This is a genomic window from Bacteroides sp. NSJ-48 (assembly GCF_014287405.1).
Taxonomy (GTDB): Bacteria; Bacteroidota; Bacteroidia; order Bacteroidales; family Bacteroidaceae; genus Bacteroides; species Bacteroides stercoris.
Map to the genome: position 1 here is coordinate 1 of NZ_JACOOD010000009.1, position 17,482 is coordinate 17,482.

Sequence of the window (17,482 nt, forward strand, 5' to 3'; positions counted from 1 at the left end):
GGTATTTAGACAGAAATACCATAGCTCAATAGGGCGTTTTCTTCACGCATTACTCCGTAACGCTAAAAACACCCTATCGAGCCAAAGGGAAATCCCTTTGGAAACCCTGTGCAAACGAGAGCAGAAGCCAAACTCGTTTGGATTATGCCGAGTGCTGCAATGGTTCATTTGCATAATAAGCCCTGTGAGCCAGCCATAGGCAGAGAGAAGAAGCATAACGATAACCGTAAAAATAGGAATAATATGGGATATTTTTCATTAGACATAAAGAAAGCAAAGGGTACATCGGACACCACGCAGTCCGACCATATAGAGAGAAAGATAATACCTAAAAACGCAGACCCGACAAGAACACATCTGAACAGGGTGCTTGTCAAGTACCCCGATGGCGTTCACGGCAGGGATGAAGCGATTGCCCACAGGCTGAACACGGCAGGCATCAGACGGAAAATCACGCACGACCAAGTCCGTGTTGTCCGGGTGGTCTTGTCGGGTACGCACGAGGACATGATGAACATACAGGAAAAAGGAAAGCTCGATGAATGGTGCAACGACAGCATCCAATGGCTGCAAGCCACATTCGGCAAAGACAATGTGGTTGCCGCCCATCTGCACATGGACGAGAAGACTCCGCACATCCACGCAGCCGTTGTTCCTATCGTGACGGGTGAAAGGCGCAAAGCCAAGAAAGAACAGACGGACGGCAAGCGCAAGTACCGCAAGAAAACAAATTCCGTCCGTTTGTGTGCCGATGACCTGTTCAACCGCCAGACCCTGATTGCCTACCACGACAATTACGCAAGGGTGATGACGAAATACGGATTGCAGCGTGGGGTACGGGGTTCGGAAGCACGGCACACCACCACCATGCAGTATTATAGGGACTTGAAAAAGAAGAATGAAGTCCTCGAAACTGAAACCAGACTGTTGCAAGAGAAGAAGACCGAAGCGCAGGAGGAACTAAAGCAGGTGAAAGCGGAAATCCGTACCGACAAGCTCAAAAGCGCAGCCGCCGATACGGCAACCGCCCTTGCAAGCAGTGTGGGTTCTCTTTTCGGAAGTGGAAAGATGAAATCGTTGGAACGCAGGAACGAGGACTTGCAAGACCGCATCCTTGAACTTGAAGACGAAGCCCGACAACGGGAACGGCAACAAGCCAAGCAGATACAGGAGATAAGAAACGCTTACGAGCAACAGCACCGCAAGCTGTCGGAGTTTGCGGATTTTGTCAGACGCTACTTTCCGTATGTGGAGAAGCTGATGCCCGTGATAAGTTTCCTGCGTGAACGTTTGGGCTTTAATGACGGGATAATCAGAAGACTGTGCGAGTTCAAGGAGGTCGGGATAAAAGGCGAACTCTATTCTTCCGAGTTTAACCGAAGTTTTGATACCCGACATTCCGTCTGCTCCATCAAACAGGATGAAAACGGTAAATTCGATTTCAAGATAGACGGGGTTTCTCACGTGAACTGGTTCAGAAAGAAGATGAATGAGTTTAGAGAAGCCATCGGAATACCGAAGCCAAGACAGAATAGAAGTATGAAACTGTAAATCAAAAAAAACCGTGATAGTAGAATGGTATATCACGGATTTTTCATACTTTTGTATTGGATTGAGGCAACTCTTTCCAAGACATACGAAAAAAAAGAAGCGTTATGCTTATCTTGTACTTGAAAACGTAGGAAATTTTCAATTAGATGCAAGGATAGCATAGTGGTTCTCACGCATATAGCGTGGGCTGCTATTGTTACATCTGCATCTATGGTTTCCTACGACCTTCAAGTAAAGAATGTGGCATACAGTTCCACGCTTCTTTAATAGGTTAAATTCCTTTGGGAACTGGAGATTAAAAAATGTAGTGTATGAGCGTAATAAAAAAATGGTTATTAGCTATTTGTGCCATTATATTAATGAATGGATGTGCACCACTTCGAATGCCTGTAATAGTAAGGAATGCTCCTATTGAAATGTATAAATACGCATACATTTCCCCAACAAAGGAATTGACATCAAGCACAGGAGGTACATATGGTGGGCAATACGGTATCTATGGTTCTTCAACCACCAAAAGTGTTAATCCAAGTGATGTAATAGCAGGAATACTAATAAAAGAAGGATATATCATATTACCCGAACTTAAACCCGAATTATCTAATGAAACTCTAATCGTCAATTATGGTGAGAGTGGCAGGCGTAATAGAGGTTTAGGTTACACAATAGAAGTAACTATACAGTTTAGCTCTGCAAAAACCAATGAAATGATATGTTCTTGTACAGCAGAAGGACAAGGCGAAACAGAAGCTGATGATATCCGTCAAGCCATTAGAAGAGCCTTAACAAGTTTATTCCCTGAGAAATAACCCAATAATACGACAGATTATGAAAAAGTTTTTAGTATTATCCGCTTTAGTTATAACTTCTTGTACACTCTCTAACGAGGAAAAAGCTGAGAAATTGGTTAAAGAGACGCTTAAAGACTATCTCTATCACCCTGATTCTTATGAGCCAATATCAACAAGAGTTGATAGTATGTTTATTGATGTAACTACTATCGAGCCTATTATGAAAATTAGCGATGAAATCAAGAATTTGATATCTAAAATAAATCGCTGTGAGAGAAAAATTGAATTAGCAGAATCTTCTATGGATATTTTTGCCCCCAATGGTTATTCTTCTCAATACTCTCGTGGAGAGTATTCACGAGCAAAAAAAGAAAAGGAAGAAGCCAAATCTGATTTGAACAAATACACCAAGAAACTTTCAGAACAACTTGCTTTTCTAAAAGAAAATGTCGCTAAATATCACAAAGGAGAATTTACAGGTTGGGCAGTAAGCCATAGATTTAGGAGTCTTAATGGAGCAGGCTCAATGACCATTCCGGGAGAAATGATTTTCTTTTGCGATGAAGAATTTACAACTTGTGGGGGTTATGAAACAGATAAGTTTGAGGACTTCGTAAAAATTTTAAACACAGTAGATGAAGCAACTTCGGATGAAGATGTAATAGATTATTTTAAAGAAAATAATTTTTTGCTATAAATTCCGTATTTCCGTAGTACGCTAATTTTTATGCAAAGCAAATATTATCAACTGCTATTTTTTTAATATGCAATGGGCGTTTATTTTGGTTATTTGTATAATTGCTATTTCGGTTATTGTAATAGCGATGGTACGAACACGCCTAAAAAACAAATCCAAAGAGCTTGCAGAAAAGCTAAACCATATATCTGCATATAGCGAGAAATCAAATTATGAGCAAGCAAGAGAGAGATTATCGGCTCTTAATGAGGGGGTGTTTATAGATATTCCCTCAGACTTGAATAATGGCTTTTATGGCAGGGTAATCTCCGCAACGCAAGAAAAAGATTTCATCAATCATTATAAGGTACATTTCCAAGAGGCATATTCACTTCTGAAGAAACTTGAAGCCTTTAACATCACTCCATCAGAAACCATATCCAAATTCATTAATGACTTTGGAAGAATCAACAAACTTGTAAAACAACATAATGATGGTGTTATAACCTTTCTACTTGACACGCACAGGGACTTTTTCGACCATTGCCTAAAATACCCATTAGACAAGCAACAAAGACGCTCAATTGTTTCAGAAGAGGATAATTGTTTAGTAGTCAGCAGTGCAGGTAGTGGTAAAACCTCTTCAATTGTCGGTAAGGTTAAATATCTCACCGAAATCAAGGGTATAGCACCTGAAAGAATTTTACTTATCAGTTATACCAACAAAGCAGCAGCCGAACTAACCGAAAGAATGGCGACCAATGGATTGAAAGGTTACACATTCCATAAGTTAGCCATTGATATTATAGGCAAAACAACAGGCACAAAACCATCGATTTGCGACAATACAGATTCATTGTTTGTTGATATATATCACAAATTATTAGATAAATCGTCTTTCAAGAAAAATATAGTGGAATACTTTATTGATTACCAAACGAATGAAGCCGATTGGGAACAACGCAAGAATGAAAGACGAGAGCAATTATCAGAGCAAAAGAATGTGCAGCTAAAGGCGATGTTCCCCGATATGGACGGCAGAGCCATATATGTGAGAAGTGAACAAGAACAAAAAATATGTTTTGCTTTGTCCTCGCTGGGAGTGAAATTCAGATATGAAGAACCATACGAACATCAATTAGCAGATGAGATGCACTCACAATATCGTCCCGACTTCTCAATATATTTTAAGCAAGGAGGAGTAACCAAACGCATCTATCTTGAACATTTCGGAGTTGATGAACACGGGCTTGTTCCTGCTTGGTTCGCAAAAGACAAGGGTATAACCTACGAAGAAGCCAATCAGAAATACAATGATGGTATAACTTGGAAAAAAGCGGCTCATGAGAAATTTGGTACACAACTTTTAGTGACATCAAGTGCAGATTTCCATTATTCTGATATTAGGGATAAACTCCGTAAACTATTAGCTGAAGCAGGTGTACCAATTCAAGAAAAGACCGATGAGGAGTTATACGATTTAGTACTACCCAAAGGCAGCAAGCAGGAAAAGGCGTTTATACGACTTGTTGTTACTTTCGTTACATTGGTAAAATCAAGTTGTAAATCAGTTAAAGAGGTTTTGAAACAAGCCAAAAATGCAGATGATGAACGAAGTGTGTTTATCATCAAGAATATATTTCAACCTGTATATGAACACTACATAAATGCGTTAAGCGATAGTAACCAAATTGATTTTACCGATGCTATTCTTCAAGCCACTGAAATATGTCGTACTTCACACCCTGTTGAATATGATTATATCATAGTGGATGAGTTTCAAGATATTTCTGTTGACCGTTACAACTTCTTGAAAGTATTGCGAGAGGGTAATCCTCCTGCAAAGTTGTATTGTGTGGGTGATGATTGGCAGTCTATTTATCGTTTTTCGGGAAGTGATATGGCTCTATTCAATCAATTCCCCGAATATTTTGGAGCAACGGAGATAAACAAGATTGAAACTACATACAGGTTTGGAGAGCCTTTGGTTTCTTTATCGTCGAACTTTATACAACGCAATAAAGCCCAAATACAAAAGAATATCCATTCGTTCAGCTCAGAAATGAGAACCGAGTTGGAATTCTATGCTTATGATAGACGAGATTACTGCAATACGATAGGGCAACTTGTGGCTTCTATTCCATCGGATAAATCAATATTCCTATTGGGGCGTTACTCTTTTGATGATTACTACCTCTCTTTTATGTACCAATCAATTAAAGAGGGTAATAGATTCTACTATGTGATAGGAGGACGAAAAATAGAGTTTTTAACCGTACATAAGTCAAAAGGTCTTGAAGCGGATTATGTAATACTCTTACAATGCAATAAAGATACATACGGTTTCCCATCACAGGTGAGTGACGACCCTGTGCTTAACTATGTGCTCACTAAGAGCGACCAATTCCCATACGGAGAAGAAAGAAGATTATTCTATGTTGCAATAACAAGGGCTAAGGTAAAAACGCTTGTATTATACGATAAGCGTTTCCCGTCTGTATTTGTGGATGAATTCTTGCACCCCGAAAAGGTGTCAGAAGAAAGCTATGTAAAGCACCCTAACGCCAATAAAAGATGGACAAGAAGTGCAGACCAATTTTTATTGAAACTGCACAATGAAGGTAAGAGTGTCAAATATATTGCAAACAAAATGGGTAGAAGTCAAACTTCGATTGTAATGCGATTAAACAAACTAAACAAATAGTCGAACTTTTTCTTTGATGTACCTTGTGTGCATCGGACTATTCTATTATTTTTGTACACAGAAACGAGTTACTTGAAAGCAATTCAAGGCAGAACGCAGCATACGGCACAGTTGCCAAGTCATTACCTCAAAATCGGGTAATTCTTCCAAAGTCCTTTGTATAAGGCACAAACGAAAGTTTTCCAGAATTAAAGAAAAACAGTGTTCATTACTTCCGGAACTGATAGCATATTATCAAACCGGAAACAATCCCTACTGGATTTTAAGCGATGGGAAAGCCTCACCACGATGGGACGGAGTAACCGGCTATTTTCGTTCTTTAGATTATAGCTGCAAAGCGTTATTAGAAATAGCAGATTATTATAGATGTAATAATAAACAAACAACATATCCTACTAAACAGACAAAATTGTTATCAATACAAAAATCTGATTTTAGAAATATTATTCAATATGAGGACAAAGAAAAGCTGTTAAATAGGCTTCATTTCTTGATAGGCGGAAAGCGTGGAGCAGATGTTGGTGCTATTCTTCTACAAGCCAAAGTTGAAGGATATTTAATGAGAACACCAAACAGAGCTGAATTTGAGAATGAGTTTGGAAAGTTGACGGATGATGAAAATAGCACAGCAAAAAGTAAGTGGGAGGCTATTAGGAAATACTTAGATAGTGAAAACAGCACAGCAATAAACAAATGCAGCAGTATGAATATTCGCATATTTGGGCCATAACACAACAAATAATTATTGTTTTTGGTTGGCATGAGTTGGAAGTAGTTGTATCCAACTTGTGCCAACCTTTCTTTTTTGTATACTGATTTATAGCGTCTTAATTTCGCAATGTCAAAACAAAAAGCAAGGAGGCTCCAACGCTATAAGCCCACCTGCTTTTTGCGAAACCCGTCCCTGAAGTTGGCAGATGGTAGGAGATTTTTCCGATGTAGCGACCAGTCAGAAGGGACACCGTAAATTATGAGTACAATCGCTCAACTAATGGCTATTGGTACAAATGTTCAGCTTGTAGTTACATTAGCAGACCTTAAAGAATTATTCCTTGAATGGCAAGCGGAAGTAGAAGCTAATAAGGTGAAAGAAAAAGAGGAAACGTACAAGACTGTGGAAGAAGCAGCGGCAATACTCCACCGTGACCGTAGTAGTCTATGGAGGTGGGCTAAATCCGGTTACCTTGTACCTATAAAAGTTGGTGCAAAATCATTCTACCGTATGTCTGACATTAAAAAATTGATGGAGGGCTAAGATATGGAAGAAAAGAAAAAAGGCGACCAAAGCCGCCCCAACGCCACCACAAATGTACACAATCCTAATGACTTGTGCAAAGTTCTTGAATACTTCCGCTATACGGTAGGTACAACACTTGATTGTTTCTTTGCGACCGGAGTTCTCCGTAATTGTATTACTTGGTATGTACGTGACTTGGAAAACATGGGATTGTTGCAGGCTATTTATATTGCACCTGATAAGCGTACCCACTTTATGGCAAAGCATTATTCCGCAGACCCTCAAAAGTGGCAAACTAAGCCGCATAATACGCAATTTAATCTATTCGAGGAGGGGTAGCTATGGGAGTAAATGTATTACAAGAACTATCCGCAGAACAAGCTAAGTTCAAAGCGGAAATGACAGAGGATAGATTTAGATATAAAAATCATGTTTTGGACTTATCGCAGCCAATCAATGAGCCAAAGTTTTTGTTTAGTATCGGCAATATTCCATCAATCCCGGCAGGTGAACTTATCGGGATTAAAGGGCGTGCCAAACAAGGTAAAAGCCAATGGGAATATATTCTTATTTCCGTAATGCTTTCCGGCATTTCCAAAGGTGATGTTATGCCTTTACAAGACCGCTACAAGGTTCTATTATTCGATACGGAGCAATCCCAAGCAAGTTTAAAGAAATGCTGCCAAAGAGCCTTAAAATTTGCCGGACTTCCTACCGATAAAAACGATACACACTTTCTCCCTTTTTTCATGCGTCCATTAACCATTGAAGAACGCAGAAAAACGATTGAAGATGCCATCAAAGAAGAAAAGCCCGATATTATTTTCATTGACGGTGTACGTGATTTGTTGCAGGACTTTAACAGCCTTGAACAAAGTAACGAACTTATCCAGTGGCTTCTCTCCTTGACGGCTGAATATGGCTGTACAATTGTTTCAGTGCTTCATCAAAATAAATCAAAAGAAGATGGCAACATGAGAGGGCATTTAGGAACGGAACTTCTCAACAAGCTAACCGATTGCTTTGAAGTATCAAAGAAGGACGGAAAGTTTCTTGTTACTTGTACCGATAGCCGAAATGTACCCGCTACCGACTTTGCTTTTTCCATTGATGCTAACGGTGACTTTTGCGTGGAAGAAGTAACAGATGCAACTGCGAACGCTACACGTGTGGCAGACATTCAGAGAGTTTTAAAACTTTGCTTTGATAAATTGCCTAATTATGGATTTCGTGAACTCGTTTCCGCTTATGCTTTGGAAGATGCGATAAGCGAAAGTACTGCCAAACGAAGAATATCAGAAGCGAAGAAAAACGGCTTTATAAAAGTGGGGTCAGACGGTAAATATACATTGAACCCAGGGCAGCCGTAGAAAGTGGGGCCAAGGGTCACGCCTTTATATTTAGGCGTGAACCCATGAACCCATCCACACTTTCGGGGTCAGTGAACCCAATTTGAACCCACTTGAACCCATGAACCCATTTTTAAACCCAAAAAGATTTTATTGATATGGAATATACATACAGCTTGCAGAAATACACCGGGCGAAACAGCCGCCATACGTGCCCGGCTTGTGGAAGAAAATTTTGTTTTACTCTTTATGTGGATGCGGCAGGAAATCCGCTTGCCGAAGATGTTGGAAGGTGTGAACATCGTAATTCATGTGGATATGAGAAAACCCCTAAGATGTACTTTGATGAGAACCCAACAGATTATAAGGGGGTCAGACCCACGCCAACGCCTCAACCGAAGAAAGAAGAAAAGACGGACTACATACCTTTTTCTTTGATACAACAAAGTGAAAGCACCAACAATACATTAATGGACTACCTACGGAAATACTTCACGGATGAGGCTCTAAACAAGATTACAGCCGATTATCATTTAGGAAGCACAAAAAAGCGTGAAATTATCTTTCCACAAATAGACAAGTTATCAATGTGTCACACTGGTAAAGTTATGAATTACGATACAGATGGGCACCGCGTTAAAGGGAAAATAGATGCCATAGACTGGCTGCACGCTCGTTTGATGAAGAAACAAGGGAAGCAAGCATCTGACTTTCATTTACGGCAATGTCTGTTTGGTGAGCACCTTCTACCAAAAAGGCCTAAAGATATTGTTTGCCTAACAGAAAGCGAAAAAGCCGCTATTATCGCCTCTATTGTATTCCCCGCCTTCGTTTGGGTGTCATGTGGTGGAAAACAAGGTCTTACACCGGAAAGATGTAAGGCGTTGGCTGGACGTGATGTGATTGTGTACGCGGATGCTGATGCGGTAGCAGAGTGGAACGAGAAAATAAAGAAACTCGATTATTGCCGAAACATAAGTTTGTCGGATTGGGCAAAAGATGAGGATATAGGTAGCAAACGAGACATTGCCGACCTTATTTTGCAGGAACGTAAGCCATTAGAAAAGCCCACTACAGTAGGCGATGTTTGCCAATGGTTAGCAGAACTGGAAATGCCGAAAGAACGTGCAACAATTAATCTTTGATGCTATGGAAGTAGAAGTAATACACGGTCAGATAGTCGCAAAGGCTAATCATTACCAAGCCGTACCGGGTAAATTCGGGAAAAAACGAATAATCAAAGATGAAGTAATCCGGGCTTATGAGCACTCTTTCGTAGAACAGTGCAAGGTGTACCGGAACAGGCGCATTGCAACCCGTTTTCGGCTGTTTGTCCGGGTGTGGCATAGCTCGGTCAAATTTGATTTGGATAACTCGCTAAAAACATTGCTTGACTGTCTGCAAATGGTAGGCGCAATAACAGATGATAATCTTTGCTTCCAAATAGAAGCGGAAAAGCATTTGGATAAGTATCACCCCCGTATAGAATTTGCCCTACTGGAGGTAAACGAACAGAAACAACTTTTTAATAATTAAAGATATGGAGTACAAAAAGATTATAGAACAGACAGACCGCTACGATATTGTGCAATGGGAGTTTCAAGGAATGCCTATTACTTTCCGCTTATGGAAAGACGGCAGCGGAATTATAGAGATTAAAGTAGATAAGTACTTTGCCATCGCCAACGGCTACAAGTCCGTTTCAGACATGGCAGAAAAGACTATCGGGCAAGCAAAGTTCAATGAAATGTTTGGAGGTGTCCCGGAATGGATAAGGGCAAGCCCTAATGGTGAATTTACATTTGTAGGTATAAATCCGATATTATTCAATTAAGCGTTTTATTTATAAACAGTCTAAATAACCCAAAGGAAACCCAAAGGGATAAATATAGAAAAACGTGTGAAGATGCACGTTACCCGATTTTGGACACTAAGAGTATCAGTTATTTGCTGACACCCTTTTATCGCTATTTATTTTACCTGTATCACAATTCTATTGTTGAGGCTTTTCAACCGTTTAATTTTTGGGGCTGTATTAAAGTTGTACGGCATGATTACGGCAAGGGTTTCAACTGTTAAATCAGGGCGAGATTACGGCGAAGGTAGAAATAAAACAACGGTAAGACTACGGTAAGGGTAAAAAGAGTTATGAAACATGTAACCTTAGTTTTTTTTTAGTATCTTTGCAGTGCTATCACATAAATCAAGTAGGTGGAACAATTCCACCGGACTTTTAACGGTGGACTTTTATCCATTGGTGAGTTTTTGTACTCTATAAATTCGGTGTGTACTTCCGTGTAAGTTCTGTAATAGACTTACAGCCTACTTGATAAGGTGATAGCAAACGGGATAGGCACACCGTTTTTGTGCCTTAAATGCTATCATAATATCAAGTAACAATGAAAGAGACATTTACACGTATTTGGTTTACCCTTTATCAAGAAGGAAGGCGTATAAAAGTGAGGCTGGCTGATATGACAACTTCGGAGTATATTTTTAGAGATAGTCAAGGACAACGTTATGTAATTCCCAAAATAAAAATTTCCGAATTTATTTCATACAAATACTTGAATAATGAAAATTTATTATCTCTCATTGACATTTTAAATACGGGTGATACAATAGTAGATGTAGAGAATGTAATCCAAAATTATAAAAAAAGGTATAGTTATAGTATAATAAATGGATATTACATCCGTTCTTTTAACACACAATCCGAAGTTCAAGGATATTTTTTGGGCATTCTTGATGAAAAAAGAAACAAACATTTTCAAAATATAATAAAGTCAATAAAAGATATAAAATAAATAGAAACCTATTAATGACATCTTTAGCAATGTTGAAACATCGCTTTTATAGTAACTCAACACTGTTTTAAAATTAAAGAATGAAACATGAATGAAGATAGAATTTTAACAATGGCAAAAGTGCACTAAAACAGGCGAACATTATCCGCTACGAGAACGGACATGAAATATTAGATGTAAGCCTATTACGCACAATCCCGGCAGGTGAACTTATGAGGTATCGCAATGTAGGTAAATCCACGATTGAGAAGATACAGGAAATAAGAAAGTCGCTTGAATGGGTATAATATGAAATAATGATTGCTTCTTTGGATAACTCGATAGCTGAAATGAAGAAGAGATTAAGAAATGTATTGCCACATAAACAAGCATAGATGCACGTTGAGGTTCGACCAGCGAAATCACGTTATGATGCCCCGCCAGTAATACGGCTGGCGGGCAGATGGCAGGAATAATGACTAAAACAAATATTCATCTTTTATGGAAATCAGCACAGCAATGATGTAACACATCCTCCGATTGACGGAAGGATATACGGATTTATTGAACGAACTTAAGGAAGTCAAGGCGGAACTTGCAGAACTCAAAGGAGAAAAGCCCAAGAAGCCGACAATTCATGAAACCAAATACCCACACATGAGTATAATAACCAGGAAATGATTGTATAAGGCGGGATAACTCCCACCTTTGTTCTGTTTTTGATATTTTTCAATATGTAAAGTTGTATGGGTGATTTAAAATTATTTACCTTTGCCACTGAAATGCCATAACGGTGTTTTAAAACGCAAATGAGAGGTTGCTTTCCAAGTGTGGGGAGCAGCCTTTTTTTTATTCCCAAAGACCACATTCAAAGAATATCACGCCAAAAACACGCCAAAAGCTATAAAAGAAAAACGCTAATCACTTAACAATAAAGTAATTAGCATTCCAATTTGTACTCGAAGCGGGACTTGAACCCGCACAGCCATTACTGGCCAAAGGATTTTAAGTCCTTCGTGTCTACCATTCCACCATTCGAGCATCCTCAAAAAAGGAGAGCGGAAAACGAGACTCGAACTCGCGACCCTAACCTTGGCAAGGTTATGCTCTACCAACTGAGCTATTTCCGCAGGTTTCTAGAGAACGGGTGCAAAGATAAACAGTTTCTACGTTACAGCCAAACTTTTCACCGGAAAAAAGTTAAATAAATAGGGATGTACGATATTAACCTGACTGTCATTAATACGTTTATAGCCTAAACAGAGAAAGCCAACATCGTACACCACAAGCAGTTAATTAACTATGATTACCGGCCGAGCAACGTTTTTTCGGCCTGTTCCATTACCTCAAAATTAAAGCCGTCCACAACTTTCTGCATCAAACCGGATATTTCATCATTGCAGAGGTTGCCGATACTGCCTTCGTGCGTATGATGCACTGTCTTGTCATGAGAGAAATTGCCAGCCTCAATGTCCAGACCGACCTTCTTATAAGCATCTCGGAACGGCATGCCTTCGCGCACCAGACGGTTTACCTCTTCCACGCTGAAAATAAGCAGGTACTTATCGTCATCCAGAATATGTTCGTTCACTTTGATTTCATTCATAATATAGGTCGTCATCTGCAAACAATCCTTCAACTCCCGGAAAGCAGGCAGGAATACTTCCTTAATAATCTGCAAATCGCGGAAATACCCGGAAGGCAGGTTATTGGCTATCATCATTATCTGCTGGGGCAATGATTGCAGTTTGTTGCATTTGGCACGTGTCAGCTCAAACACATCCGGATTCTTCTTATGCGGCATTATGCTCGAACCGGTAGTACAGTCATCGGGCAGTTTCACAAATCCGAAGTTCTGGCTGTTGAACATACAGGCATCGAACGCAAGTTTGGAAACGGTGCCCGCAATGCTTGCCAGCGCAAAAGCCACGTTACGCTCCATCTTACCACGCCCCATCTGGGCATACACCACATTATAATTCAATGAATCGAAGCCCAACAGCCGGGTAGTCATTGTACGGTTCAAAGGGAAAGACGAGCCATATCCGGCAGCAGAACCCAACGGATTGCGGTTGCACATTTTAAAGGCGGCTTGCAAAAACAGCATATCATCCACCAGACTCTCGGCATAAGCGCCAAACCACAGTCCGAACGACGACGGCATCGCTATCTGCAAGTGGGTATAACCCGGCATCAATACATCTTTATAACGTTCGCTCTGCATGACGAGCACATGGAAAAGCTGTTCTACAGCCTCGGCTATGTCCCTTATCTCCGCACGGGTAAAGAGCTTTAAGTCGAGCAGCACCTGGTCATTACGGGAACGTCCGCTATGAATTTTCTTTCCTACATCACCCAATTTACGGGTCAGCATCAATTCCACCTGGGAGTGAACATCCTCTACCCCCTCTTCTATCACAAATTCACCGCTCTCAGCAGTTGCGTAGATATTCTTCAACTCCGCAAGCAGCAGGGACAATTCTTCTTTTGTCAGCAAACCGATACTTTCCAGCATCGTGATATGTGCCATGGAACCCAACACATCATGCTTTGCCAGATAAAGATCCATCTCACGGTCACGTCCCACCGTAAAACGCTCTATATCCTTATTTACCTGAACGGACTTTTCCCAAAGTTTCTGAGCCATAAGATTTAGTAATTAATAATTAATCAGCGACAAAGTCTCCGCCATTTTCTCCAATCCTTCCTGCAAAGGTTTCTGCACCATGGTTTTCATAAACGGATTCAGCTCCATTCCGATGGTAAGCTTCATTTTACATTCCGTCTCCGTAACGGGCACTATCTGTATCCACAGGTTAAAGGGCAGAGGCGAGGTTGTTGTTGCAAACTTGATGCACTTGCAAGGTTCTTTCTCTACAATCTGTAATACTATTTTCCCAACCGGCGGTACTTCTATCGACAATGTTTCCGCATCGAAACTCAAATTCTTCACTTTGTCCTGCGGCAGGCGGTCTTTCACTTTCTCCAAATTGCTAAGGTCTGAAAGTTTCTCATAAACAGCCTTTTGCGAAGCAGGTATCACCTTTACCGCACTTTCAAATTTAGTCATAATACAATGGTCTTTAAAAGACAAAAAGAACTATCCGGACAGCAACTATCCGAATGGCTCTTTTGTCATAATCTATCATTATGTAAAATAAGTCTTATTTTCCGGCTTCCCAATGCGCGGGGTCTTTACGCCATTCGTTCAGCGTAAGCACATCTTCCTCTTCGATGTAACCGGTGCGAAGGGCAACTTCCATCACTGCTTCGTAATTGGTCAATGTCACCAAAGGAACTTTTGCATCCTTGAATGCTTTTTCTGCAATGGGGAATCCATATGTGTAAGCGGCAACCATACCGATTACTTCGCATCCGTCGCGACGGATGGCTTCAACAGCTTTCAGACTGCTTCCGCCGGTAGAAATCAAATCTTCTACCACCACCACTTTCATACCCGGACGAAGTTCGCCTTCTATCAGGTTCTCCAAACCGTGGTCTTTCGGGGTAGAGCGTACATATACAAACGGCAGGTTCAACGCATCCGCCACCAATGCACCCTGGGGAATAGCTCCCGTAGCAACACCGGCAATGGCATCAACCTGACCGAAACGTTCCAGAATCAGACGTGTAATTTCCACTTTCACGAAATTACGGAGAGAAGGATATGAAAGAGTCTTACGGTTATCACAGTAAAACGGGGATTTCCATCCTGACGCCCAGATAAACGGGTTAGCGGGTTGTAGTTTAATCGCCTTAATCTTCAGCAACTTCTCTGCAAACAATCTTTCTAAAGTTTTCATAGCCAAACTAACTATTATGATAAATATGCCGCAAAAATACAGAAAGCTGACGAGAATAAAAAAGAATACGGATAAATTTTATTCCAATTCGTCATTTTCATCAGAAAGCGTAATACAGTGGCGGATATCTTTCATTTCGAACCCCCGGCTCAAAGCAAAACGCACCAGTTTATTGTTCAGTTCGTACTCATTCTCCGCATGCACGCTCTTGCGCTTTACCGCCAGCAAATTATCCAATATGGCAAGATATTCATCCTCGTCGATTTCATTCAGGTAACGGTAAAATACACTTTGGGGAATTTTCTTCAGTTGAAGCGCCTGTCCTATCTTTATCTTCCCCCACTTGGCAAAGCGGTACTTATCATGAATGAAGGCACGGCAAAAACGTTCCTCGTCAATATATTTCTCCTGTTCCAAACGGTTGATTATGCGGTCTATGGCATCATAGGGAATACCCCAACGCTGCAACTTCTCCGTAACTTCCGCACGGCAATGCTCCGCAGTGGAGCAATAAGCAGCCACGCGGCTTAAAGCATCTGTTTCTGTAATTTCTATCATCGTTCTGCGATTACTATTCGGTCATTTCCGGAAATATCTTTCAACACCCGTAGATTGGTGTACCCCTGTGCGCGAAGCATCGTTGCCGTAGCTTCCCCGAACGCACGGTTTATCTCAAAATAAAGTCTGCCGCCGGACGCCAGCATAACCTTACCCAACTCTGCAATGCGCCGGTAAAAAAGCAGCGGATCATTATCCGGAACAAACAATGCCGAAAAAGGTTCCCAGTCCAAGACATTGCGCTCCATTTCCTGCTTTTCCGATTCAGTGACGTATGGCGGATTGCTGACAATCACATCATACCGTTCCCCGCTGCCGGGAACATACGCCAGCACATCCCGCTGTACAAAGCACACGGATGTCTGCAATGCCTCATTATTGCGGCGGGCTATGCGGAGGGCGGTGTCCGAAATGTCCCATGCCGTCACTTTGGCATCCGGCAGCATCTTGGAGAGAGAAATGGCAATGCAGCCGCTCCCCGTCCCGATGTCAAGAATACGGGCTCCGGACGGAACTTCCTTCAGCATCACCTCCACCAGCTCCTCCGTTTCCGGACGGGGAATCAGCACGCCGGGGGCCACATAGTAGGAGCGTTCCAGAAAACGGGCGGTGCCCTGCACATACTGTATCGGCTCGAAATTACGCAAGCGGGCAAGAATGGTGTCTAAATCCTGCATCTCTTTTGGGGATAAAATCATATCTTTGCCCAGGTAATAATCGACCGCAGTCTGCCCCAGCATTTCGCAACAGACAATGCGGGACAGATTGGCAGCTTCTTGCGCAGAGTAACTCTCCTGCAAAGCATGGCGGATATGAGAAACGGAAACAGTCATAACATTCGGCATTTCGGGCTGCAAAAATAGTGGAAGTTTAAGAGTAATACAAAGTATGGAAGAAGAAAAATACATGCGCCGCTGCATTCAGCTAGCCCAAAACGGGTTATGCAATGCAGCTCCCAACCCGATGGTGGGCGCAGTAATCGTATGCGACGGAAAAATTATCGGTGAGGGATACCATGTGCGTTGCGGCGAAGCGCACGCCGAAGTCAATGCAATCCGCTCCGTAAAAGACCCCTCGTTGCTGAAGCGTTCTACAATCTACGTCAGCCTGGAGCCTTGTGCCCACTACGGAAAAACACCACCCTGCGCCGACCTTATCATAGAGAAAAAGATTCCGCGCATCGTAATCGGCTGCCAGGACCCGTTTGCCAAAGTAGCAGGACGGGGAATCCGGAAGCTGAAAGATGCAGGGCGGGAAGTCATCACCGGGGTGCTGGAAGATGAATGCAGAAATCTAATCCGGCGTTTTATCACGTTTCATACCCTTCGTCGCCCCTACATTACCCTGAAATGGGCGGAGTCTGCCGACAAATACATCGATAAGAACCGTGAGGACGGGCAACCGGTCATTCTATCCACCCCCCTGACATCCATGCTTGTGCATAAGAAACGGGCAGAGCACAATGCCATCATGGTAGGTACACGTACGGCAGAGCTGGACAACCCCAGCCTGACTGTACGGAACTGGCAAGGCCGGTCGCCTGTACGAATCGTAACAGACAGACAGTTGCGGCTGTCTCCCAAGCTGCATGTATTCGATGGAAATGTCCGCACACTTGTGTTCACCGAGAAACCGTGCCAGCCACAGCCCAACGTTGAATACATCCCCATTGACTTCCAACGGAATATACTGCCGCAAATCATGGAACACCTGTACATGCAGGGACTACAATCTCTGTTAGTCGAAGGCGGAAACATCCTGTTACAGTCCTTTATCGATGCGGAATTATGGGACGAAGCCTTTGTCGAAGAAAGTCCTTTAACGCTATTATCCGGTATCAAGGCACCTGAAATTGGCAATAAAGCGCCCTGTACCAACGAAGTTTATTTCGGCAGGAATTTCCGGCATTACAGCGCCACAAGATTAGGCTAACAGCCTTATTCAAGGGCATTTTTATCGAGAAAAACAGCCATATTATCTATAATTTTATATAAAACTTGCCGATAAAGCTGTTTATAGAAAAAAAT

General features: G+C 41.7%; 18 protein-coding genes and 2 tRNA genes. 13 read left to right on the forward strand and 7 right to left on the reverse strand.

Going from position 1 to position 17,482, the window contains the following annotated elements; translation table 11 throughout:
- Nucleotides 1–243 precede the first annotated feature (243 nt).
- The 12 genes from mobV (at nucleotide 244) to H8S52_RS06045 (ending at nucleotide 11,115) form a co-directional block, all read left to right on the forward strand.
- Entirely contained in the window at nucleotides 244–1,551 is a 1,308-nt protein-coding gene (gene mobV, locus H8S52_RS05990) for a MobV family relaxase (RefSeq protein ID WP_118305434.1), read from the forward strand.
- 311 nt (nucleotides 1,552–1,862) lie between these two features.
- Nucleotides 1,863–2,360 (forward strand): hypothetical protein, encoded by a 498-nt coding sequence (locus tag H8S52_RS05995; protein WP_005941195.1) that lies wholly within the window; start codon nucleotides 1,863–1,865, stop codon nucleotides 2,358–2,360.
- 19 nt (nucleotides 2,361–2,379) lie between these two features.
- Nucleotides 2,380–3,039, forward strand: a complete 660-nt coding sequence (locus tag H8S52_RS06000; RefSeq protein ID WP_118305411.1) for a hypothetical protein — start codon at nucleotides 2,380–2,382, stop codon at nucleotides 3,037–3,039.
- Between the two features lie 67 nt (nucleotides 3,040–3,106).
- Complete coding sequence (locus H8S52_RS06005) at nucleotides 3,107–5,722, forward strand: UvrD-helicase domain-containing protein (protein ID WP_118305410.1); 2,616 nt, start codon at nucleotides 3,107–3,109, stop codon at nucleotides 5,720–5,722.
- Nucleotides 5,723–6,131: 409 nt separating this feature from the next.
- Nucleotides 6,132–6,452, forward strand: a complete 321-nt coding sequence (locus H8S52_RS06010; RefSeq protein ID WP_186909470.1) for a hypothetical protein — start codon at nucleotides 6,132–6,134, stop codon at nucleotides 6,450–6,452.
- A 240-nt stretch (nucleotides 6,453–6,692) separates the two neighbouring features.
- Nucleotides 6,693–6,977, forward strand: a complete 285-nt coding sequence (locus H8S52_RS06015; protein ID WP_186909471.1) for a helix-turn-helix domain-containing protein — start codon at nucleotides 6,693–6,695, stop codon at nucleotides 6,975–6,977.
- A gap of 3 nt (nucleotides 6,978–6,980) precedes the next feature.
- A complete protein-coding gene (locus H8S52_RS06020) occupies nucleotides 6,981–7,298 on the forward strand; it encodes a hypothetical protein (protein WP_186909472.1) in 318 nt (105 codons plus the stop codon).
- A gap of 2 nt (nucleotides 7,299–7,300) precedes the next feature.
- A complete protein-coding gene (locus tag H8S52_RS06025) occupies nucleotides 7,301–8,329 on the forward strand; it encodes an AAA family ATPase (protein WP_186909473.1) in 1,029 nt (342 codons plus the stop codon).
- 137 nt (nucleotides 8,330–8,466) lie between these two features.
- The gene (locus tag H8S52_RS06030) at nucleotides 8,467–9,453 is read left to right on the forward strand and encodes a DUF6371 domain-containing protein (RefSeq protein ID WP_186909474.1); all 987 of its coding nucleotides are present in this window, start codon (nucleotides 8,467–8,469) and stop codon (nucleotides 9,451–9,453) included.
- A 4-nt stretch (nucleotides 9,454–9,457) separates the two neighbouring features.
- Nucleotides 9,458–9,844: a RusA family crossover junction endodeoxyribonuclease gene (locus H8S52_RS06035; RefSeq protein WP_186909475.1), complete on the forward strand. Its 387-nt coding sequence runs from the start codon at nucleotides 9,458–9,460 to the stop codon at nucleotides 9,842–9,844.
- A 4-nt stretch (nucleotides 9,845–9,848) separates the two neighbouring features.
- Nucleotides 9,849–10,142, forward strand: coding sequence for a hypothetical protein (locus tag H8S52_RS06040; protein WP_186909476.1), 294 nt, complete (start codon nucleotides 9,849–9,851; stop codon nucleotides 10,140–10,142).
- 565 nt (nucleotides 10,143–10,707) lie between these two features.
- Entirely contained in the window at nucleotides 10,708–11,115 is a 408-nt protein-coding gene (locus H8S52_RS06045) for a hypothetical protein (RefSeq protein ID WP_186909477.1), read from the forward strand.
- Nucleotides 11,116–12,050: 935 nt separating this feature from the next.
- On the opposite strand, the gene H8S52_RS06050 is transcribed toward H8S52_RS06045, so the two are convergent.
- The 7 genes from H8S52_RS06050 to prmC all read right to left on the reverse strand — a co-directional run bounded on the left by H8S52_RS06050 (nucleotide 12,051) and on the right by prmC (nucleotide 16,288).
- A tRNA-Leu gene (locus H8S52_RS06050) sits at nucleotides 12,051–12,135 on the reverse strand.
- A gap of 16 nt (nucleotides 12,136–12,151) precedes the next feature.
- Nucleotides 12,152–12,224: transfer RNA gene (locus H8S52_RS06055), tRNA-Gly, on the reverse strand.
- A gap of 176 nt (nucleotides 12,225–12,400) precedes the next feature.
- Nucleotides 12,401–13,741 carry an argininosuccinate lyase gene (argH, locus tag H8S52_RS06060; protein ID WP_005652845.1) on the reverse strand — a complete coding sequence of 447 codons (1,341 nt, stop codon included), beginning with the start codon at nucleotides 13,739–13,741 and terminating at the stop codon, nucleotides 12,401–12,403.
- Nucleotides 13,742–13,753: 12 nt separating this feature from the next.
- A complete protein-coding gene (locus H8S52_RS06065) occupies nucleotides 13,754–14,164 on the reverse strand; it encodes an SRPBCC family protein (RefSeq protein ID WP_005652846.1) in 411 nt (136 codons plus the stop codon).
- Nucleotides 14,165–14,258: 94 nt separating this feature from the next.
- Nucleotides 14,259–14,897: an orotate phosphoribosyltransferase gene (pyrE, locus tag H8S52_RS06070; protein WP_117907992.1), complete on the reverse strand. Its 639-nt coding sequence runs from the start codon at nucleotides 14,895–14,897 to the stop codon at nucleotides 14,259–14,261.
- A gap of 78 nt (nucleotides 14,898–14,975) precedes the next feature.
- Nucleotides 14,976–15,455, reverse strand: coding sequence for a regulatory protein RecX (locus H8S52_RS06075; protein WP_117907994.1), 480 nt, complete (start codon nucleotides 15,453–15,455; stop codon nucleotides 14,976–14,978).
- Nucleotides 15,452–16,288 (reverse strand): peptide chain release factor N(5)-glutamine methyltransferase, encoded by an 837-nt coding sequence (gene prmC / locus H8S52_RS06080; RefSeq protein ID WP_117908000.1) that lies wholly within the window; start codon nucleotides 16,286–16,288, stop codon nucleotides 15,452–15,454. The genes H8S52_RS06075 and prmC overlap by 4 nt, the downstream gene beginning before the upstream one ends.
- 55 nt (nucleotides 16,289–16,343) lie before the next feature.
- Here prmC and ribD point away from each other — a divergent pair, with 55 nt between their 5' ends.
- The gene (ribD, locus tag H8S52_RS06085) at nucleotides 16,344–17,387 is read left to right on the forward strand and encodes a bifunctional diaminohydroxyphosphoribosylaminopyrimidine deaminase/5-amino-6-(5-phosphoribosylamino)uracil reductase RibD (RefSeq protein WP_016661170.1); all 1,044 of its coding nucleotides are present in this window, start codon (nucleotides 16,344–16,346) and stop codon (nucleotides 17,385–17,387) included.
- Nucleotides 17,388–17,482: the final 95 nt, after the last annotated feature.